16 protein-coding genes are annotated in these 22,050 nt (G+C 54.9%); 9 read left to right on the plus strand and 7 right to left on the minus strand.

All coding sequences use genetic code 11. The annotated features are described in order from the left end of the window. Both CLV58_RS09350 and atpD read right to left on the minus strand, forming a co-directional pair. Entirely contained in the window at positions 1-678 is a 678-nt protein-coding gene (locus tag CLV58_RS09350) for a hypothetical protein (RefSeq protein WP_245882283.1), read from the minus strand. Positions 679-837: 159 nt separating this feature from the next. Beyond that, positions 838-2,361: a F0F1 ATP synthase subunit beta gene (atpD, locus tag CLV58_RS09355; protein WP_106137520.1), complete on the minus strand. Its 1,524-nt coding sequence runs from the start codon at positions 2,359-2,361 to the stop codon at positions 838-840. Positions 2,362-2,657: 296 nt separating this feature from the next. Here atpD and malQ point away from each other — a divergent pair, with 296 nt between their 5' ends. The 4 genes from malQ (at position 2,658) to CLV58_RS09375 (ending at position 8,911) form a co-directional block, all read left to right on the plus strand. Beyond that, positions 2,658-4,229, plus strand: a complete 1,572-nt coding sequence (gene malQ / locus CLV58_RS09360) for a 4-alpha-glucanotransferase (protein ID WP_106137521.1) — start codon at positions 2,658-2,660, stop codon at positions 4,227-4,229. Between the two features lie 172 nt (positions 4,230-4,401). Beyond that, positions 4,402-7,446 (plus strand): tetratricopeptide repeat protein, encoded by a 3,045-nt coding sequence (locus CLV58_RS09365; protein ID WP_106137522.1) that lies wholly within the window; start codon positions 4,402-4,404, stop codon positions 7,444-7,446. Between the two features lie 56 nt (positions 7,447-7,502). Continuing rightward, positions 7,503-8,231 (plus strand): ABC transporter ATP-binding protein, encoded by a 729-nt coding sequence (locus tag CLV58_RS09370; RefSeq protein WP_106137523.1) that lies wholly within the window; start codon positions 7,503-7,505, stop codon positions 8,229-8,231. 224 nt (positions 8,232-8,455) lie between these two features. Next, entirely contained in the window at positions 8,456-8,911 is a 456-nt protein-coding gene (locus CLV58_RS09375) for a response regulator (RefSeq protein ID WP_106137524.1), read from the plus strand. A 286-nt stretch (positions 8,912-9,197) separates the two neighbouring features. On the opposite strand, the gene CLV58_RS09380 is transcribed toward CLV58_RS09375, so the two are convergent. The 3 genes from CLV58_RS09380 to CLV58_RS09390 all read right to left on the minus strand — a co-directional run bounded on the left by CLV58_RS09380 (position 9,198) and on the right by CLV58_RS09390 (position 13,446). Next, complete coding sequence (locus tag CLV58_RS09380) at positions 9,198-9,608, minus strand: putative toxin-antitoxin system toxin component, PIN family (protein WP_106137525.1); 411 nt, start codon at positions 9,606-9,608, stop codon at positions 9,198-9,200. Then, positions 9,605-9,829, minus strand: coding sequence for a hypothetical protein (locus CLV58_RS09385; RefSeq protein WP_106137526.1), 225 nt, complete (start codon positions 9,827-9,829; stop codon positions 9,605-9,607). Before CLV58_RS09385 ends, CLV58_RS09380 begins: the two co-directional genes overlap by 4 nt. A gap of 164 nt (positions 9,830-9,993) precedes the next feature. Then, complete coding sequence (locus tag CLV58_RS09390; RefSeq protein ID WP_106137527.1) at positions 9,994-13,446, minus strand: pyruvate carboxylase; 3,453 nt, start codon at positions 13,444-13,446, stop codon at positions 9,994-9,996. Between the two features lie 328 nt (positions 13,447-13,774). On the opposite strand from CLV58_RS09390, the gene CLV58_RS09395 reads away from it, so the two are divergent. Continuing rightward, positions 13,775-14,707 carry a homoserine kinase gene (locus CLV58_RS09395; protein WP_106137528.1) on the plus strand — a complete coding sequence of 311 codons (933 nt, stop codon included), beginning with the start codon at positions 13,775-13,777 and terminating at the stop codon, positions 14,705-14,707. Here CLV58_RS09395 and CLV58_RS28005 read toward each other — a convergent pair. Beyond that, complete coding sequence (locus CLV58_RS28005) at positions 14,704-15,174, minus strand: hypothetical protein (RefSeq protein WP_146141399.1); 471 nt, start codon at positions 15,172-15,174, stop codon at positions 14,704-14,706. The genes CLV58_RS09395 and CLV58_RS28005 overlap by 4 nt on opposite strands. Before the next feature lie 278 nt (positions 15,175-15,452). Between CLV58_RS28005 and CLV58_RS09405 the strand changes: the two genes are divergently transcribed. After that, complete coding sequence (locus CLV58_RS09405; protein ID WP_106137530.1) at positions 15,453-17,813, plus strand: glycoside hydrolase family 20 protein; 2,361 nt, start codon at positions 15,453-15,455, stop codon at positions 17,811-17,813. A 56-nt stretch (positions 17,814-17,869) separates the two neighbouring features. On the opposite strand, the gene tkt is transcribed toward CLV58_RS09405, so the two are convergent. Further along, positions 17,870-19,918 carry a transketolase gene (gene tkt / locus CLV58_RS09410; protein WP_106137531.1) on the minus strand — a complete coding sequence of 683 codons (2,049 nt, stop codon included), beginning with the start codon at positions 19,916-19,918 and terminating at the stop codon, positions 17,870-17,872. Between the two features lie 208 nt (positions 19,919-20,126). Between tkt and CLV58_RS09415 the strand changes: the two genes are divergently transcribed. The 3 genes from CLV58_RS09415 to CLV58_RS28955 all read left to right on the plus strand — a co-directional run bounded on the left by CLV58_RS09415 (position 20,127) and on the right by CLV58_RS28955 (position 21,976). Beyond that, positions 20,127-21,197: a DmpA family aminopeptidase gene (locus CLV58_RS09415; protein ID WP_106137532.1), complete on the plus strand. Its 1,071-nt coding sequence runs from the start codon at positions 20,127-20,129 to the stop codon at positions 21,195-21,197. A 145-nt stretch (positions 21,198-21,342) separates the two neighbouring features. After that, positions 21,343-21,654, plus strand: a complete 312-nt coding sequence (locus CLV58_RS28950) for a PD-(D/E)XK nuclease family transposase (RefSeq protein ID WP_281257895.1) — start codon at positions 21,343-21,345, stop codon at positions 21,652-21,654. Then, entirely contained in the window at positions 21,647-21,976 is a 330-nt protein-coding gene (locus tag CLV58_RS28955) for a PD-(D/E)XK nuclease family transposase (RefSeq protein WP_281257896.1), read from the plus strand. Before CLV58_RS28950 ends, CLV58_RS28955 begins: the two co-directional genes overlap by 8 nt. The last annotated feature ends 74 nt before the right edge of the window (positions 21,977-22,050 follow it).

A 22,050-nucleotide genomic window follows, 5' to 3' on the forward strand; every position in this document is an offset into this window, starting at 1 on the left:
CTATAAAGCCCCTTTTACAAAATTAAGAACGCTGCCGATCTGATTTTTGACAACCGGTTCGGCGGCTTTGGCAGCAAAACCACCCTGATCGAGTTTGCTAACACTACCCAGGGCGGCCGTAATCAGCGACTGACCTGTAGATTGTGTACTGCCACCCAGCGCTGAAAGACCACTGCTGATGCCGGAAAGACCGCTAGTCAGTGAACTGGCTTTACCAAGCAGCGAACCTGCTGACAATAGGCCATCCAGCTTACCGGCATTCGATGCCAGCTTAGCCAGGCCGATCGCTTTCTGCAACCCATTACCAGTAAGACTACCGCCAGCGATAAGGGGTAACAACGCTTTCAGCTTGCTAACCTGAGCGAGTACCTTGTCTTTGAACGAACTGGAGCTTTTTTGGGCCGTGGCTTCCATCCCGGTAATACCTGCCTGTAGCGCCTGTGTCGAGCCCGCCTTGTCACCGTTGTTCAGTGCAGTCACGGCTTTATCCAGTTGCGCGTCTGTGTCGTCGGTAGCCAGCCCTGCCGTAGTTTGCGGACCGGAAAGCGTTGCTGAGTCCCGAACTGCGCCCAGTATCGTGGGTTTCGACACATTGGTCGTTGCTCCCGGTATGGTCTGCGCCTGCGCCAGGTTGCCGAGTGATCCGATTAACAATCCAGACAATACGATACGTTTCATATTTCTTGTGGTGATTAGTTAATCGGTTAGACGGGCTACCTGGACAGAAGTATCAGACTTGGTAAGCGGTTTTCAATATTCGGTTTGCGGGAAACTAGCGCAGGACAATTGCCGCGTGAGACCAACCGAAAACCGAATACTGAAAACCCTAACTAAGTATTACTGCCCGGCTTCTTTCATGATGCGCTCACCTTTGGCGATGGCATCTTCGATCGTACCGACAAGGTTGAAGGCTGCTTCCGGCAGGTGATCGTACTTGCCGTCGATGATTTCGTTGAAGCCTTTGATGGTGTCTTCGATGGGAACCAGAACGCCTTTCAGACCGGTGAACTGCTCAGCTACGAAGAAGGGCTGCGACAGGAAGCGCTGCACCCGACGGGCACGGCTTACAACCAGTTTGTCTTCTTCCGACAGTTCTTCCAGACCCAGAATGGCGATGATGTCCTGCAATTCTTTGTAGCGTTGCAGAATCTCTTTTACCCGCTGTGCCGTGTTGTAGTGCGCGTCGCCCAGTACTTCGGCACTCAGAATCCGCGAGGTCGAGTCGAGGGGGTCAACGGCAGGGTAGATACCCAGCTCGGCGATTTTTCGGCTCAATACAGTCGTTGCATCAAGGTGAGCGAAGGTCGTAGCCGGCGCAGGGTCAGTCAAGTCATCGGCAGGTACGTAAACGGCCTGTACCGATGTGATCGAACCACGCTTGGTCGAGGTAATGCGCTCCTGCATGACACCCATTTCAGTAGCCAGCGTAGGCTGATATCCTACGGCCGACGGCATCCGCCCCAGCAGAGCCGATACCTCTGAACCTGCCTGCGTGAAGCGGAAGATGTTGTCGACGAAGAACAGAATGTCGCGACCGGCACCTTCACCATCACCATCCCGGAAGTGTTCAGCGATCGTCAGACCCGACAGGGCTACCCGTGCACGGGCTCCCGGCGGCTCGTTCATCTGACCGAACACGAACGTAGCCTGGCTCTTAGTCATTTCTTCGAGGTCGACCTGGCTCAGATCCCAGCCACCTTCTTCCATCGAATGTTTGAAGTTGTCGCCGTATTTGATGATACCGGCTTCGATCATTTCGCGAAGCAGGTCATTTCCTTCGCGGGTACGCTCACCCACGCCGGCAAATACCGACAGACCAGCGTATGCTTTCGCAATGTTGTTGATCAATTCCTGGATCAGTACGGTCTTGCCGACACCGGCTCCACCGAACAGACCGATCTTACCGCCTTTCGCGTAGGGCTCCAGCAGGTCGATTACTTTGATACCGGTAAACAGAACTTCCGTCGACGTAGCCAGGTCTTCGAACTTGGGGGCTTCCCGGTGGATGGGTAGGCCACCTGCGCTTTTAGGCTGGGGGATACCGTCGATGGCTTCACCAACGACGTTGAACAGCCGACCGCGGATACCGTCGCCCGTAGGCATGGTGATCTGCGTGCCCAGCGCCGTTACGTCCATGCCGCGATAAAGGCCTTCGGTCGAATCCATGGCGATGGTCCGAACGCGGTCTTCACCCAGGTGCTGCTGACACTCCAGAATAACCTGCTGACCATTGGCTCTCGTCACTTTGAGGGCGTCAAGGATCGCGGGAATCCGCGTGCCTTCGCCTTCGAAACTCACGTCTACAACCGGCCCGATTATCTGCGTAATCTTACCTGTATTGACTGCCGTTTCCGTAATCATCTGTATGTGGTATTGCTGATTGAAAAGTTGCCCATTGTTTGGGACTGCAAAAGTAGGATATAAACGGCGGAAAGTAAAGCGGGCATTTTTGCATTTTACCCGTATCCGCTCAGACGATTCGATTGGCAGTAAGGTTTTTACCAATCTTACAGAACAAAAAGCGACTGGCGCGTATTTGTACAAAAGTCAGTTGGTCAACCGAGCCGGATTGACCGATTAAACGCCTGACAGGTCGACGGGTTACGTCACCTGACCGTATCGGGCGCACCAATTGGTATCAACGTTACTGCTTATTCATGCTACAACAACGCTCAAGCGGATTACTACTCCACATTACGTCACTGCCATCAGCACATGGCGTCGGTGACCTGGGTCCTGAGGCCTATCGCTTTGCTGATTTTCTGGAATCCGCTGGTCAGACATACTGGCAGATTTTGCCGCTGACACCTGTCGACCCCGGAGCCGGTTTTTCGCCATACAGCAGCCCGTCGGCCTTTGCCGGTAATGTGCTTATGATCAGTCTGGAGAAGCTGGCTGAAGAAGGCCTGCTTCGTGAAGAAGATCTGACTACCCTGCACGAAAAGCCGCTCGAAGACGTAACGCTGAGTGAACCGTCGGCGGGCGACCCGGCGGTTCTGGCTGGTCCGCTCGTACTGGCTCCGTCGACACTGCACGCGGCTTGGCTGAAGAAACGTCCGTTGCTTGAGCAGGCAGCTGAAACGTTCCGGCGCGACGCATCCATTGCTCGGCAGGCCGATTACGTACAGTTCATCGAACGGCAGGCGCATTGGCTCGATGACTATGCCCTGTTCTCGGCGTTACAAGAAGACACTGGTGAGCCGTTCTGGCTACGCTGGCCCGAAGAACTGGTACGACGTGACCCCGACGCCATCAGTCAGCACACAGAACGGCTGCGCGACAAAATCGAACTCATCAAGATTCAGCAGTTCTTCTTCTTCGGGCAATGGAATGAGCTGATTTATTACTGCTATGCGCGTAAAATTCACCTGATCGGGGACATTCCAATTTACGTACAGTTCAACAGCGCCGATGTGTGGGCCAATCCGACCATGTTCAAGCTGGACGAAAACCTGCAACCCTTATACGTAGCTGGTGCGCCCCCCGATTATTTCAGCGAATACGGACAGCGGTGGGGTAACCCGATTTACGACTGGGAAGAGCACGAACGGACGGGCTTTGCTTGGTGGATGCGTCGAATGCGGCATCAGATGTCGCTCTACAGCCTTACCCGGCTCGACCACTTTCTGGGTTTCGCCGTTTACTGGGAAATTCCGGCGAGTGAACCGACGGCCAAGGTGGGTGAATGGGTGAAAGCACCGATCGAAGCGTTTATGCACGCCATGTATCGGCAATTCGTCACGCTGCCGATCATCGCTGAAGATTTGGGTGCCCGCACAGCCGACGTGCAGCCTCACCTGCGCCACTACGGTATTCCGGGCATGCGGGTTATACAGTTCGGCTTTGGCGAAGATCTGCCTACGTCGTCGCACATCGTACATAATCACGCTGAGAACTTCGTGGTTTATTCCGGTACGCACGATAATAACACGACGCTGGGCTGGTTCCGGGAAAGCAGTGAAGCTGTCTGCGAGCGGCTCAATGACTACATGGGCTTCCCGGTAACGACGGAGAACGTCGTCGACCAAGTCTGCCGGCTGACGATGCAGTCGGTGGCGCGGTTGGCGATCATTCCGGTGCAGGACTTGCTGAAGCTCGACGAAACGAACCGGATGAATACGCCGGGTCTGGGTGGCCGTAGCTGGCAATGGCGGCTGCAACCCGATCAACTGACGCCGGAAGCCGCCGAATGGCTACTGAAGCTGACGAAAATGACCGGTCGGGGGTAGGATGTAGATTGTGTAGCCTGGACCTCCAGGTCCGGGTGGGCGCGATAGCGACCCATCAGCTGTCGCCTGAATCAATTGGCCTGACGGCCACCCGGACCTGGAGGTCCAGGCTACACGATTCATACCCGATGTTATCAAGGCACTAAGCCGCGCGAGCGTGCGTTAGGGCAGTATGTCGTCGCTGTTTTTCTGGAAAACGTGGAATCGTTCGCACCGGCTGGGTTATCTGGTCGGTTTATGTTTAGTGGTTATCAGCCTGGGACTGATGACGTTTGCCTGGCTCAACGGCATCAATACCGCCATTCATTGGGATGTGCTCAGTGAACTAGCCGAGGTTCCCGTTGCCGTTCACACATTTACCGATGGTCTGCTCAGCTACACCGCAGGCGGGAAAGCGTACACCGTATCAGAACAGTTCCTGGCCTCGGCCATGGCCATTCATCCCGCCCTGGCGACGGCTTGCCTGACGGGTGTAGCCATTGCGTTTGTCCTGATCTTCAGCGCTATTTCTCGTTTCGACCGGCTACGTTACCTGATCGGCATGGGCATGCTGATTTTGGGTATGGCGTTCTTTCGCTGGGAAATGCTCGACATACCGGAACTGACCGGTAATACGCTGTTTCTGATGCTGACTGTGCTGTTCGGCGGCTTGAGCTACTACTTCCACGCCTTCCGCCCTGACCTGCCGATTTATAGCCGACTGCTAGCGTTCTCGCTCCTGACGGGCGCAACCGCACTGGCGCTGCGCTCGGTGACGCCGGTGGCGTTTCCTGCCATGACGCTGCTGAGTTACGGCCTACCCGTGTTGCTGGTATTTAGCGTTGGCTTTATCTTTTTCATCAGCGCGGAGATTATTGCCGGGCTGGTCTGGCTAACCTCAACGAGCCGCGAGCAGAATCGCCCGGTGGCAGAAATCGCCGGGTTGGTTGCCGAACCGACCACTGCGCCGGGAACTACACTTGGGACCCGCAACTTTCTGGTCATCACGGGCCTGTACCTGGTCAATCTGGTGATGATCTGGCTGAAAAATACCAAGATGGTCGAGTGGGACGTCCTGGCCATAAGCCCGTTTCTGCTCTATTTGGTTTCGGCGACGATTGGCATCTGGGGTTTTCGGCGGCTTATCGCACAACAGGATGTCGTGTCGTTTCGGGATGGCGGGGCCTTCCTGTACATAGGACTGGCGCTGCTGACCACGCTAACCATTGGCTACGCATTTGCCACGGCCAACGACCCGATTACCGAGATGTTTGAGGACGTGATCGTCTACACACACTTGGGTATGGGGTTGGTGTTTGTGGTGTATGTGTACATAAACTTCTGGCCAATCTTCAAACAGCACCGGGCCGTTCACCGTATCCTGTACAAACCCAAACGACTGGAATTGAGTTTGTTCCGTATCGTCGGTTTCATCGTTACCATCGTGCTGCTGTCGACGGGGGGGCTCATCTCGCTGCGGCAGGCTATAGCCGGCTATTACAATGCACTGGGTGACTATTACGTAGCCGTCAATCAGCAGCCGTCTGCCGAAGCGTTCTACCGGCTGGCGTTGGAGCAGGAGTTTCAGAATCATAAGTCCAACTATTCGCTGGCGTCGCTGGCGATGCGGCAGGACGATCAGGCAACCGCGTCGTTTTATTACCAACGGGCTACGCTCAAGCAACCACACCCGCAGGATTATGCCGGGCTGAGTCAGGCTTATTTGCAAACGAGTCTGTTCTTCGAGGCTGTCAAAGCGTTGCAGCAGGGGATACACGCCTTCCCGGATAATGGGGAATTGAAAAACAACCTGGGCTTCCTCTACGCCCGCACGAGCGTGGCCGACTCAGCTTACTATTACCTGAAAGCCGCGAGTACACAGGCCGGTAACGGCGACGTGCCGGAAGCCAACCTGCTGGGTTTCTACGCACGTCATCCGCTGGTGTTGTCAGCCGACTCAACCCTGGCTACTTCCATCAAGCCGTCCGAGTACGAATCCTATCAGGCGAATGCGCTGGCCCTGCGGCTGGTCGCGCAGAACGACACGACCCGACCGACCCGACCTGCCTGGCTGGCTGCTGCACCGACCGGTCAGGGGCTGAGCATCGGGCGATTTGCCAACCTGTATAACTACGCGATCGTCAACCAGCAACCCGATACGGTGCTGGCTAGCCGATTACGGCCGCTGCTGGCGAATCCGCTGAATCAGGATTTTACGGATGAACTGCTGCTGGCCCAGGCGATGGCGGAATACAAGGCGTTTCGCCCGGCAGAAGCCTTTAACATCCTGGCTCAGTTGGCCCAAGACAATAAGCTCGACGGCCCAGCGTATCGACAGACAGCCGGTATCTGGATGCTGGAACAAGGGCTCTTTCAGGCGGCAGCCGATCAGTTTGGTGCCAACAACGATACAACGTCGATCTATTACCGGGCGGTTGCGTTGACGAAAAAGGGCGACCTGCCCGTCGCCCAGTCGTACTGGGAAACGGCGGCTAAAACCGATCCGGTGGTGGCCTCGCTGAAGCAGGTATTGTACGATGAACGAAAACCCACGACAGACATCGAGAAGGCAATCTACGTGGCGTATCGACCCGATAACGCCGGACGGGGGGCGTATTGGGAAACCATCGTCAATCCTAGTTTGAAAACCGTTGCGGGCGTCTATCTGACGAACGAGTATTTGCAGCAACTGCAATGGCGTAACGCCCAGCTCATGCTGTCGGGCATGCCCACCAAAGGAGTCGACCCACTGGCTATTTCGCTGCGTAACGTTGCCGCGATTCGGCTGTCGGCATTCCGGCGCAGCGTGGGGTCGGCGGAAACGATGACCGACTCGATCCTTCCGCAGCAGCGGGCCGAGGCTGACTATTGGCTTGGGCAGACCTATGAACGAACCCGACAGCCCGCCAAAGCGATGACGTGGTTTAAGCGGGCGTTGTACCGTGCTCCGCTTAATGCCCGTATCGTAACCGCCGTCGCCGATCAGTTGCAGGCGCGAAAACAGACACAGGCCGCTTACGATCTGGTTTTGTCGGCGCTGCCCTACAACGAGGATCAGCCTGTTCTGCTGCGTAAATACGCCAATTTGTGTCTGGCTATTGGCTTGCCCGATTATGCCGACGACGCGCTGGCCAACTTACAGTCGGCCAGTTCGCCCGCCGACTATCAGGCGTTTCTAGCGGATTATCAGAAAAAACGGGCGCTGATCGAAAACAGCCGGCAGAAATTTGTGGAATAGGCTAGCTTTGGTGGATACGGTGGCTTGTCGGTGGGGCAGCCTAACGGGAACGGAGCATGAACATCATTGAAACCAGTCAGATTGCGAAACGGTACGTCATGGGGACGGAGGTCGTCGAAGCCCTGAAGTCGATCACGATTCAGATTCGCAAAGGCGAATATGTTGCCTTCATGGGACCGTCCGGGTCGGGTAAGTCGACGCTGATGAATATCGTTGGCTGTCTGGATACCCCCACGTCCGGGCAGTATATTCTCAACAATCAGGACGTAAGCCGGATGGGTGAGAACGACCTGGCCGAAGTGCGCAACAAAGAGATTGGCTTCGTATTCCAGACGTTCAATCTGCTGCCCCGACAAACCTCGCTCGAAAACGTGGCGCTGCCGCTTATCTATGCAGGATACAGCAAGGCCGATCGTACGGAGAAGGCAATGCAGGCGCTGAAAAACGTGGGACTGGAAAACCGCGCCCATCACCGGCCTAACGAACTGTCGGGCGGGCAGCGGCAACGGGTAGCGGTAGCCCGCGCGCTGGTTAACGATCCCAGTATTTTGCTGGCCGATGAACCAACGGGGAACCTCGATACAAAGACGTCGTACGAGATTATGGACCTCTTCGATCAGATTCACAGCAAGGGGAACACCGTCATCATGGTTACCCACGAAGAAGACATCGCCGAGTACGCTCACCGGATCATCCGGCTACGTGACGGACTGATCGAAACCGATCGTATAAACACGAACGTCAGGAAAGCGAATCTGCTCATCCAAACAGCAGCAGGCGACTAACTTCCGTACGAACAACGGGTGAGTAATAACGCCTTATTTATCAGGCGGTTGGTATGACTTTTCTGTTCATACGCAAAAAGTTACGGTTGCCATACAATAGATCGACTTTTATACACGAATCGATACGAACAGGCTGTCAAGAGTATGACGGACGAACCGTTTTGGGGCTAATTTGGGGTATCCTAATCGAACGATTCCCTTACTACCCCAAAGCTGTACGTACTATGAAAGTGCCCGGAGAAGTCAATATTCTGCTGGTTGAAGATGAGCCTATCCTGGCAATGGACCTGGCTGATCGGTTGGAAGAAGAAGGGTACCGCGTTGTCGGGATCGCCAGCAACGGTCGTAAAGCTCTTGAGTTGTATCAGACCAATACCGTCGATCTGGTACTGTGTGACATTGTCGTGAAAGGGGATTGGGACGGCATTGAAACTGCCCGTCACCTACTGGCCAAACGACCCGTCCCGATCATTTATCTTACAGCGACGACGGATCGGGAAACGCTGGAGCGAGCCAAGCATACGTACCCGGCTGCTTATCTAAACAAACCCTTTCACCTATCCAGCCTACGCAACGCCATCGAGCTGGCAGTTCATAATGCCGCCGAACGCCCGGTCGTCGCCTTGGCAAGCGCATCGGAAATCACGGGTCGGGACGCCTTGTTACAGATCAACAAGTAACCAATTTGCTGTATACGTAGGTAGGCAACGTCAACGTCGGCCGGCGAAGTATATAAAGGGTAGATGCTGACGGTCAGGATTGTACGGTGCCGTTGTCGTAGAAGAAAACACGCTACTGGCGCTAGGGGCCAGGTTGCTAATACATGGTTTCCAATAGAACCATATCTAAACACAGAGGTACAGAGAGCACAGTGGTTACCTCCGCGTTCTCTGCGGCTCTGTGTTAAAAAAACAGTTGATTTATGGAAATTCAACGACCAATCAGTCTGCAAATTGACACATAAAATCAGTTTATCTTCAACAGCGATTTGAATGTCTCTAGATTAATAACCGTCAGTTTCGGAAAATCAACGGTTGTCAATGCCTCGTAATGTCGGTCTTCTGTTACAATGAAGTCAACATTGGCAGCAAAGGCGCAATCGACAAATTTGTCATCGTCGGGATCATTCGTAATTAGTGGCCAGTGAAAGAAAATCTCGACTTGATGAACGTGATCGGATTGAGTTAGTAGCTGATAGACAGGTTCTGACACCGCCGGGCTGAAGTACCGATCAATTAATTCAACGTATTCAGTCAATATCTCATTGGAAATGAACAGTTCGAATCGTTTTTGCCGAATTGCCTGAAACAACCAGTGATAAGCTGAACGGGCTGATAGTGAAACCAGTAAGCAATTAGTATCGAGAACAATTTTCATTCAGGTTTGCCTTTTCGAAAGTCGCCCTCTAGCCACTGCTGCATTAGGTCATCCGAATATCCCTTCTCGTCCCAAACTGTATCTGCCGCACGTGTTACTTTCTCAGCGAAGTAATCGACGATACGCTGATTAATAGCCATCAGGTCTTCGTCCGATACATGGCTGGTATACAGTTTCAGTAAACTCATCTGCAAATTAGACAGTGGGGGATTAGGAGTCATAACTGGTCTCGTTTTACATAAAGCTACAACAATTCAATATCCCAAGCACTCTTGTCCCGTATCTGTGAAAATACAGCCATAGAATATAATAAACACAGAGGCACAGAGAACACGGAGCTGAAAACTCGGTGCGCGCTGTGCCTCTGTGTTGAAAAACAATGGGTTTACGACAGTTCAACGACCCAGTCGTCCTGCTCGACGACGGTGCCCTCCGACAGCACAACCTTGGACACCTTCCCAGCTTTCGGAGCCGATACGATGCTTTCCATCTTCATCGCTTCGATGACGAACAGCGGTTGGTTCTTCTTCACCTCGTCGCCGTCTTTCACCAGGATTCGTGTCAGGCGACCCTGAAGTGGCGCACCGACATCGCCGTCTTTGCTGGCTTTTGCGTTCAGTTGTTTCGCCACCTTCAAGGCCCGGTCGCGTACCTGCACCTGCCGGCTTTGACCGTTCAGTTCGAATGTGATCGTCCGCATACCGTATTCATCGGGCTCCGACTTGAACAGGAGTCGTACCAGAATATTCTTACCTTCTTCGATCTCGATCAGAATCTCTTCGTTCTCCTTCAGACCGTAGAAGAAAGCCGGGGTCGGGATGACGCTTACGTCGCCGTACTGTTCGTTGGCTTTGTAATATTCGTCATACACCTTCGGATACATCTGGTAGGAAAGGTAGTCTTCGAAACCAGCGTTGAGTGGGTATTTCTCCTCGAATTTCTTGAAGTCGGCGTCGAAATCAATGGGTTTGAGGTGCTCGTTCGGGCGACCAGTGATTGGCTGTTCTCCTTTCAGCACGGCTTCCTGCACGTCTTTCGGGAAACCACCTACCGGCTGGCCCAGCTCGCCTTTGAAGAAGCCCCGCACCGATTCCGGGAACGCCAGGGATTCACCCCGGTTGACGACGTCGTCGGCAGTCAGGTTGTTAGCGGTCATGAAGATCGCCATGTCGCCTACCACTTTTGATGAAGGAGTTACTTTGACGATATCGCCGAACAGCCGGTTTGCAATGACGTAGTTTTTCTTGAGCGTCTCAAACTTGTCGCCCAGACCCGTAGCAATCGCCTGCGGTTTCAGGTTAGAATATTGCCCACCCGGAATCTCATTCTCGTAGACTTCCGCGCTGCCCCCTTTCATTCCCGACTCAAACGGGTAGTAGTACTCGCGGACATCTTCCCAGTAGTTGGAATAGGCGTTGAGCGACGTCAGATTGATGGGGCAGTTGCGCTCGTGCGTCTCCATCATCGCCACCACCGAGTTGAAATTGGGCTGCGAGGTCAGGCCCGACAAGGCACCAAGCGCACAGTCGACGATATCGACATTGGCGTCGATGGCTTTCAGGTAGGTAGCCGCCTGAATGCCCGCCGTGTCGTGCGTGTGCAGGTGAATCGGGATGTCGACGGCCTGCTTCAGTTCACGGACCAGTACGTCGGCTGCCAGTGGTTTCAGCAGGCCGGCCATGTCTTTGATACACAGCAGGTGCGCACCTTCGTCCTCCAGTTGCCGGGCCATGTCCAGGTAGTACTGAAGATTGTACTTCTGATTTTTGGCCGGGTCCAGCATGTCGCCGGTATAGCAGATAGCCGCTTCACAAAGTGCGTCGGTGCGCTCCCGTACCGCCTTCATGCTCACTTTCATGGCTTCGACCCAGTTGAGCGAATCGAAAATACGGAACACGTCGATGCCCGATTCCCACGATTTCTCGACAAATTTCTCGATCAGATTGTCTGGGTAAGCCGAGTAGCCGACGGCGTTGGAACCCCGGAAGAGCATCTGTAGCAGCATGTTCGGCATGGCTTCGCGCAGGGCTTCCAGCCGTTTCCACGGACTCTCGTAGAGGAAACGCATGGCTACGTCGAAAGTAGCGCCCCCCCAGACTTCCATCGAGAACAGCTCAGGATGCGCCTTGGCAAAGCCGGCTGCGACCTTCTGCAAATCCTGCGTCCGGACACGCGTCGCCAGCAGCGATTGGTGTCCATCGCGGAAGGTCGTGTCGGTGTACAGAACGCTTTTCTGGTCCTTCACCCATTGTACGAAACCGTCGCGACCCAATTCTTTCAACCGGTCGCGGTTACCGGCCGGGTAGGTGCTGTACGGATCGGAGAAGGGGACGACGGGCGTGCGGAAAATTTTGCTGTCGTCTTTCTTCTTTACTTCGGGATTGCCGTTGACAATAACGTCGGCGAGGTAGTTGAGCGCCCGTGTCGAGCGGTCCTGTGGCTTGCGGAAGTTAAATAGTTCGGGATGCGTTTCGATAAATGACACCCGCGCTTCACCCCGCTGGAAAATGGGGTGACTGATTACGTTCAGCAGGAAGCCGATGTTGGTCTTTACCCCCCGGATACGGAATTCGAGCAGCGCCCGCGTCAACCGTTGGGTAGCGCCTTTCAGCGTCCGTCCCCGCGCCGATACCTTCACGATCATCGAGTCGAAGTAGGGCGATATTTTCATGCCCGCATAGCTGCTGCCCTCGTCGAGCCGGATACCGAACCCGGCCGCGTTGCGGTAGGCGGTAATCGTGCCGAAGTCGGGCTTGAAGCCATTGGCCGGGTCTTCGGTCGTGATGCGGCACTGAATGGCAAAGCCGTTGAGCGGCACTTCGTCCTGATGCGTGATGTAGATACCGTTGTCGCTGAGCCGGTAGCCCATCGCGATCAGAATCTGCGTCCGAACGATGTCGATGCCCGTTACTTCTTCCGTGATCGTGTGCTCAACCTGAATCCGTGGGTTGACTTCGATGAAATAGATGTTTTCGTTTCTATCGACCAGGAATTCAACCGTTCCGGCATTGGAATAATTAACCGCCCGGCCCAGTTGCAACGCATAGGCATATAATTTCTGCTTGGTTTCCTGCCGCAGTCCGAACGACGGGGCTACTTCGACAACCTTCTGAAACCGGCGCTGCACCGAACAGTCGCGTTCGTAGAGGTGAACGATATTACCGTGCTGATCGCCCAGCAGCTGAACCTCGATGTGCTTGGGATCTTCGATGAACTTTTCGAGGAAGATCGTGTCGTCGCCGAAGGCGTTGCGGGCTTCGTTCTTCGCTTCCGCAAAGGCTTTCTCGAAATCTTCGGCCTGCCGAACGACACGCATCCCGCGACCACCGCCACCGGCAGCCGCCTTGACCATCACCGGGAAACCGATGCGCTCGGCTTCCGTGAGGGCAAACTCAGGGGTCATGTCCGGCTCGCGCGAGTCCGGGATCAGGGGTACCTGTGCCGAAGTAGCCAGGTTTTTGGCGCGTACCTTATCGCCGAGGGCGTCCATGGCTTCGGGCGATGGACCGACGAAAATAATACCTTCTTCGCGGCACCGCCGGGCCAGGTTTACGTTCTCCGACAGAAAGCCGTAGCCGGGGTGAATGGCATCGATCTGATGGTGCTTGGCCAGCAAAATGATGCCTTCTACGTCGAGATACGGTTTCAGCGGGTCTTCGTCGCGGCCAATTTTGTACGCTTCGTCGGCTTTATAGCGGTGAAGCGAGTAGCGGTCTTCGTAGGTGTAAACGGCTACGGTGGTGATCCCAAGCTCGGTGGCGGCCCGCATGATGCGGATGGCGATTTCGCCCCGGTTGACAACGAGCAGGCGTTTGATTGGGCGGATGTAGTCCTTCATCGGTTAGTAAACGAAATTCGTGGAGCGACGAAGCAGAACAGGCGACTTCGTCTTCCAGCAGTTAGCCGGTAAGCGATTGGCGTGGCAATTTTGCTGAAAAATCGCAAACCTGCCTAGTTTACCCCATAATCATTGGTAAATACAGCGGTTTGGGAAAATAATACAGCAATCAAACCGGCTATTGTCAGCTAGGTATAAATACCAATCCGGTGTGGTTTTGGTTTACACGGACAGTCGCGGTCGCTAACCCTGCCGCCCGATTGGTTTTCAGACCCTAAATTGCTAAACTTGCAACAACCCGGTTACCGGTGTGCTTTTCTGTTTTATTGTGGAATCCATTCGCGTATTTGCCCCTGCTACCGTTGCCAACGTGGCTTGCGGATTTGATATTTTTGGTTTTGCCGTAGCCAGTCCCGGCGATGAGGTTATCCTGACGCGCAGCGAAACGCCCGGCGTTCGCATCACCGATATTATTGGCGACGAAGGCCGGCTACCCCGCGAAGCGAGCCGAAATACAGCTGGCATTTCGATTCAAACCTACCTCAAGCATATCGGGCAACCGGATCTCGGCATCGAGATGGTGCTGAATAAACAGATGCCGCTGGGCAGCGGGCTGGGATCGAGCGCAGCGAGTGCCGTTGCGGGCGTGTATGCGGTCAACGAACTCCTGGGTCGCCCACTGACGCCCTTGCAGTTATTGCCGTTCGCAATGGAAGGGGAGCGTGTTGCCTGCGGATCGGCCCACGCCGACAATGTCGGCCCGTCGCTACTCGGTGGCTTCGTGATGGTGCGTAGCTATAATCCGCTCGACGTTGTGCGGATTCAGACGCCGGCGTCGCTGTTCTGTACGCTCGTTCACCCCGATATTGAGGTCAATACGAAAGATGCCCGGTTTATTCTGAAAAACGAGGTGTCGCTGAAGAATACCATCATACAGATGGGGAACGTGGCGGGCCTGATTGCCGGCCTGATGACGCCCGATTACGACCTCATCAGCCGCTCGTTGGTCGACGTTATTATCGAGCCCGTCCGGTCGATTCTGATTCCCGAATTCAACGAAGTCAAGCAGGCGGCACTGGATGCGGGTGCGCTGGGATGCAGCATTTCCGGCTCAGGCCCGTCGATGTTTGCGCTGAGCCGGGATGCCGATACCGCCGAGCAGATCGGCGCTGCCATGCAGCAGGCCTTTCTGGCCGTTGGCATTACCAGTGAAGCATATGTTTCCGAAATTAATCAGGAAGGCCCTAAAGTACTGGCCTAGCGTTGTTCCCAGCTTAGTTTCCAGCCGTCGAGCAGGTGCGGGATGCTGACCCCCGGCTGACGAGGTTGCTCAACGGCAACCATCGACAAGACTGTGGTTTCCTGTGTCTTTGCGGAGACGACCCGGTCGGTCCGCATGAAAACGCGCCCTGTTACACCTTTCACTTCCTCGACATGGGCGTGAATCCGATCGCCAACGGCAAACGCCCGATCACCGACGATCACTGGTTCGGTCACTTGAAAGGTGCAGGTCGAGCCAAGGCGTAACAAGCCCGTATCCAGACAACGCGTTTTAAGAAGTTGACTGACTGCACGGACTTTTGACGACGAACTGTCAGCGAGCCTTGTTACGTCGGCCTGGCTGGTTGCGGATAGAGCCAGTGTTGATGACGTTTGCTGGGCCATCGCGGAAAGGCTGCCTAAATAAACCAGGCCAACGACGGTAAGAACAGGTAACGAAGAGTGCATACGATTCAGGTTGAGAGATAGCTATTTATTCGCCAGATGATACAGTAGACAACTAACTCGGGAAGGTATATCGATTTCTGGTAAAACAATATTCCTGCCACGATATTAACAGTAAAATAAAATTCGGATGGTGGAAATGTCCTGTGTATCACCAGACAGGCATTACAGACAGGTAGTCGGTAGTTGGTCAGCGCGTAATTGATCCCACCTACACATTGGCGATGAGTGCAAGCTGAAATCGACGTATTTTTGCCGACATCATCTGAACGCCTTTTTTCATGCTTGCCCGCTATTGGTTGCTGAGTGCGCTTACCCTGCTGCTTGTCCATACCGGATTTAGTCAGTCACTCGATCGCTACACCATTATTCCCCGACCGGCCAAACTCGACCCCCGCGCCGGTCAATTTATACTCAGTCGAACAACGACCCTGCTGATCCCGCCCGGACAGGCCGATCTGAAAGCGGTCGCCGATACATTCGCCCGGCAACTGAATCGGGCAACGGGCGTTTCCCTGACGGTACGTCTGAGCAACCGTATGGCCGTCCCCGGCAACATTATTCAGTTTATTCCGGCCCGCGACACGTCACTGGGTACGGAAGGGTACCGCATCGACATCACCGACAAGCTGGTGACTGTAGAAGCATCGCGAGCGAGCGGCTTCTTCTACGGTATTCAGACGCTGCGTCAGCTACTACCACCGGCGGCATTGGCCCCCACTCGTCAGCTTCCCGATAGTGGGTTGACCAATCTGGCGATACCAGCCTGCCGGATCGAGGACCGCCCTCGCTACGTGTATCGTGGCCTGCACCTCGATGTGAGCCGCCATTTTTTTTCGGTCTCGTTTATCAAGCAGTACATCGATCTGATGGCGCTGCACAAAATCAACACCTTTCACTGGCACCTGACCGACGATCAGGGCTGGCGCATCGAAATCAAAAAATACCCGAAGCTGACGCAGGTGGGGGCAAACCGCCGGGAAACATTGGTCGGCCATTACGATGAGTACGACCCGCAGGTGTTCGACGGTAAGCCATACGGCGGTTTCTACACGCAGGATGAAGTGCGTGACGTGGTGCGGTATGCGGCAGCGCGGTTCGTGACAGTCGTACCGGAAATCGAGATGCCGGGGCACGCCCTGGCGGCTTTGTCGGCTTACCCTGAACTAGCCTGCGCACCGGGTCCGTACAGTGCCGCTACAAAATGGGGGGTATTCGACGAGGTGTTCTGTCCGACCGAAAAGACGTTCTCTTTTCTTCAGGACGTGCTGACCGAAGTGATTGGTTTGTTCCCCAGTAAATACATTCACATTGGTGGCGACGAGTGTCCGAAAGTCTCGTGGAAAAACAGCGCTTTCTGTCAGCAACTGATGAAGCGCGAGAAGCTGAAAAACGAGAACGAGTTGCAAAGCTATTTCATCCGACGCATCGACAAGTTCGTAACGTCGAAAGGTCGGCGGATTATTGGCTGGGATGAGATTCTGGAAGGTGGGCTGTCGCCGAATGCCACGGTGATGAGCTGGCGGGGCGTGAAGGGCGGTATCGAAGCGGCCCGTCAACAGCATGACGTTGTGATGACGCCGGGCGGATTCTGTTACTTCGACCATTACCAGGGCGATCCGGCGCAGGAGCCGACGGCATTCGGTGGTAATCTGCCCCTGTCGCAGGTCTACTCGTACAACCCTACGCCGACAGAGCTGTCGCCCGCCGAAGCAAAACATATTCTGGGCGTACAGGGCAATGTATGGACTGAATATATTCCGGATGTCGATCAGTTGCAGTACATGATCTGGCCCCGGGCGGCTGCGTTGGCTGAAGTAGCCTGGAGCCCACTGGAAGGCAAGAATTACGACGATTTCAGCCGACGGATACCCAGTCTATTTGCGCGGTTGTCGTCGGTCAAGACAAACTACGCCCGGACGGTATACGATGCGGTGCCGGTGAGCCGGGCCACGGCTGACGGACGCGTCGCGGTGTCGCTCAAACCCGATAAGCGGCTGGCTAACGTAACCGACATTCGCTACACGATTGACGGGAGTATTCCATCGGCGGAATCGCCCGTATTAAAAGACTCGGTGCTGCTGGCGCAAACGGCAACGGTACGAACGGCTGCTTTTGCCGGAAGAACACCGCTGAGTCAGCTGGCTAAAGTGCAGAAAGAGTTTCTCGTTTCGAAAGCAACCGGCAAGTCATACACCCTCCAATATCCGGCTGCGACGGGGCGACCCGATAAAAATCTGAGCCTGACGGATGGCAACACCGTCGGCATGGGCGGGTATGAAGTTGCGGGGATCGTGTCGTTCGCTGGCGACTTCGGCCTGACGGTCGATCTGGGGCAGTCGCAGCCGGTACAGGGTGTACGGGTCGGGTTCCTGAAATACACGGCCAAGAATATCTGCCTGCCCAGGCAAATCGAGGTGTCGGTGTCTGATGATGGACAGACGTATCGCCCGGCGACTACGGTGAAAACGAACGCGCAGGAAAACGGCAAGCGTACGATCGTCCGGCTCCCGGTCGACTTTGCGCAGACATCAGCCCGCTACGTCCGTATCGTTGCCCGGTCGATCGGTACGGTGCCGGCCGACATGCGGAACCCAGGCAAGCCAGCCCAACTGGGTGTCGATGAGGTAGAGATTCGCTAATACGAAGCAAAAGGGCCCGGATGCAAGTCCGGGCCCTTTTGCTGTCTAAACTCCTGTTACGACAGGACTTCCTTCTTCTCCATGCCTTCCGGCTCACCTGCCAGCACGGCTTTGGCTGACTTGACCACGTTGTCGACGGTAAAGCCAAAGTAAGCCAGCACGTCATCACCGGGCCCTGACAGGCCGAAGCGGTTCATGCTGATCGTCGTACCTTCGTCAGTGACATATTTATGCCAGCCGATGGGCGATCCCGCTTCGACAGCCAGCCGTTTCCGAACGGTTGGGGGCAGTACTTCGTGGTGATACGCCTGGTCCTGCTTCTCGAACAGTTCCCACGACGGCATACTGACGACGCGCGTTGGAATACCTTCTTTTTGTAGTTCTTCCTGCGCCTTCATTACCAACGAGACTTCCGAGCCAGTACCGATCAGAATCAGTTCGGGTTTGCCACCGTTGGCTTCGCTCAGAATATAGGCACCTTTCTCGACGTTTTTGGCCGACCCGTATTTCTCCTGATCGAGCACGGGCAACTTCTGCCGCGACAGAATCAGCACGACGGGCGATTTCGGCGTCGTCATAGCGATATGCCACGCCCAGGCCGTTTCGTTGGCATCGGCGGGGCGGATAACGACGATGTTTGGAATCGTGCGTAGCGAGACAACCTGCTCGATCGGCTCGTGCGTCGGACCATCCTCGCCCACAGCAATGCTGTCATGCGTGAAGACAAACGTGACCCGCGATTCAGCCAGCGCCGTCAGGCGGATAGCACCCCGCATATAGTCGGAGAAGTTCAGGAACGTGCCACCGTACGGATGGACGCCACCGTGCTGCGCCATACCGTTCAGCGCCCCGCCCATCGCGTGTTCGCGTACGCCGAACCAGACATTTGAATTTTCGTAGTGACCCGGTTGAAAGCTAACATCACCGCTTTTAGGCATCTCATTGGACGACGCCAGATCCGCCGATCCGCCAAACAGGTAGGGAACCGTTTCTTTCAGTGCATCCAGTACTTTGCCCGATGCCTGCCGGGTTGCCATTGGCTTCTCGTCGGCACCAAACGTGGGCAGGTTCGTATCCCAGCCATCGGGTAGTTTCCCGGCGAACGATAGGTCAAACAGGTTTGCATCGTCGGCGAAGTTACTCTTGAATGCGTCGAACCTCTTCTGCCAGTCGGCTTGCAGGTCCGCTCCCTTTTTGCCGGGTTCCGCCAGATGTTCCTGTACACCGTCGGGGACGACAAACGTTTTGTCGGGATCGAAGCCAAAGTACTCTTTGACCTTACGGGTGTTTTCTTCACCGAGCGGGCTACCGTGTACCTTGTTCGTACCCTCCAGCGGACTACCATAGCCGATGATCGTCCGAACGGCAATGATCGATGGACGTTCTGTGTCGTCCTTTGCTGCGTTGATCGCCTGTTCAATCGCATCCAGATCGTTGCCGTCTTCGACTTGCTGCGTGTGCCAGCCGTAGGCGTCGAACCGCTTCATCCGGTCTTCGGTAAACGCCAGACTGGTCGGGCCATCGAGCGATATGTGGTTGTCGTCGTACAGCAAAATCAGCTTGCCCAGTTTGAGGTGACCGGCCAGCGAAGCAGCTTCGGCTGTCATCCCTTCCATCAGGTCGCCGTCGCTGACCAGTGAATAGGTATAGTGATCGACGATCGTGTGGCCTTCCTTGTTGTATTTGGCTGCCAAAAAACGCTCGGTCATCGCCATACCGACGGCGTTGGCGAAACCCTGCCCAAGCGGTCCGGTTGTTACTTCGACACCCGCCGTCAGGTTCGACTCGGGGTGGCCCGGCGTCTTGGAGTGTAGTTGCCGGAACGCTTTCACGTCATCGAGCGACAGGTCATAGCCATACAGATGCAGCATGCTGTAGAGCAGTGCCGAACCGTGACCCGCCGACAGGACGAACCGGTCGCGGTCGGGCCAATGGGGGTCTTGTGGGTTGAAGCGTAAGAAACGCGACCAGAGTACGTACGCCATAGGTGCCGCGCCGAGGGGCAGGCCGGGGTGACCCGAGTTGGCTTTTTCGACGGCATCGACCGACAAAAGCCGTATGGTATTTACACTAAGTTGCTCGATTGAGGATTGATCAGAAGCCATGCTGCAAAGTGGTGATTCGGTGTTAAGTAGCTGGGTTGCTAGCAATGAAACACCCTACGGCCCGTAATGTTGAGCGAGGCAAGGGAATCGCGCGACTGATGCCCACTAATTTTTTATTTTAGCCGATTCGCTACGCTGATCTGCCTGGTTTATGCCAATTACGTTACGTACACTTTGCCTTGTCAACCTTGGCGTATTCCTGACTACCATGACGTTAGCGCAGTCGGTGAAGCGGCCGCGTGAGTACGGTATCCGGTTCGGGGTACTCCCGACCGGTCCGCTCAATGCCATTACCGACGTGGCCGGCGTGCGCGTCGGGCAGGTGACTGTTCAGCAGGGAGCGTCGGTTCGGACGGGGGTGACGGCCATTCTGCCGCATACGGGTAATCTGTTTCAGCAAAAAAGTCCGGCTGCGATCTACATCGGTAACGGCTTCGGTAAACTGACCGGCTACAGTCAGGTCGAGGAGTTGGGAACGCTGGAAACGCCCATTGTACTGACCAACACACTGTCGGTACCCACGGCGACCGATGCGCTTATCGACTATACACTCAGGCAACCAGGAAACGAACAGGTGCGATCGGTCAATCCGGTTGTGGGCGAAACAAACGACGGTTTCCTGAATGACGTCCGGGGGCGACACATTACAAAACAGCACGTGCTGACCGCCATTCAGGAAGCCAAAACCGGGCCGGTAGCGGAAGGGAATGTCGGTGCTGGTACCGGAACGGTCTGTTTCGGATTCAAAGGCGGCATCGGAACGTCGTCGCGAAAGCTGCCGTCGTCACTCGGGGGGTATACCGTTGGCGTGCTGGTACAAACTAATTTCGGTGGCGTGTTGCAGATTGCCGGTATGCCCGTGGGGGTGGAGCTGGGCAAGTATTCGTTCAAAGAGAACCTGGATGGTTCGTGTATGATGGTCGTGCTGACGGATGCACCGCTGGATGCCCGCAACCTGAAACGACTGGCCAAACGAGCGTTCATGGGGCTGGCCAAAACCGGCGGTATCGCATCGAACGGTAGTGGCGACTACGTGATTGCGGTGTCAACCGCGTACCAGCTTCCGCACGACAGCAAAACATCGCTCGATACGCTGGCGCTGTTGAGGAATGATAATACGTCGGCGCTGTTTATGGCCGCTATCGAAGCCACCGAAGAAGCAATTGTCAATTCGCTGTTCGCAGCCAAAACTACCGTGGGAGATCAGGGGCATCAGGTCGATGCGCTACCCGTGCCGCGCGTCTTCGACTGGCTGAAAAAAGCCGGACAGACTCGCTGAGTAAATTAGCAGGCCGCCAATTCCCTTTTTTAGTACGTTGCTGTGTCTGGCAACGTAAGTGCTATCCGCGCAATGGGTTATAAAGCAACTTCTGGCATTACTCCTGTTCTCCCCGCAGCCAGGCCACTCTAACTTCCTTTGACCTATGCAAAACAGTCCATATATCTCCTTACTTTCTGATTACGGTTTCAAAGCCACTTTTGGTAATGAAGCCGACAACTTGTTTTTACGTACTGCGCTACAGGCCCTCATCAAATCCGATACCCCCATTCGGCAAGTACAATTTGACAAAAACACATTTGAAGCGCTGACTATCGACAGCCGTAGCGGTATCTTCGACCTGGCCTGCACTGATGAGAACGGTAGTCAGTTTATCGTTGAGATGCAGTTGGGTATAGCCCCACATTTCATTCAGCGCATGAACCGCGACGGCGGACCGTTTTTACGCCTTGCATAAGTTCAATACGGTAGTGGAACGGGGGACGTTCGACTATGCCAAGTTACCGAAGATTTATGCTATCGCCATTCTGGCCAAGAACATCCTACCAACTGAGACGTTTCATACCGTGGCCAATCTTAGAAGTGAAATTGGTGAAATCATTGATAGCCAACTCACGTTTATCACCATAGAATTAGCTAAGTTCGATAAGATAGTAACCGAGATAGAGACTGATTTAGACAAGTTGGTTTACACCATGAAGACGCTTCATACTACTGAACCTACGCAGTACCCGGCTTTCTGGAATGAGGAATGGCTTAGAGTGTGTTGGGGAATCTAAAAAGCTGGTAGTCAGGTCAACTTTGTAGCGACCAAGCAACAAAAACATGACCTCTCAGTGGCAACCACTGACTG

The organism is Spirosoma oryzae, from assembly GCF_003002825.1.
Taxonomy (GTDB): Bacteria; Bacteroidota; Bacteroidia; order Cytophagales; family Spirosomataceae; genus Spirosoma; species Spirosoma oryzae.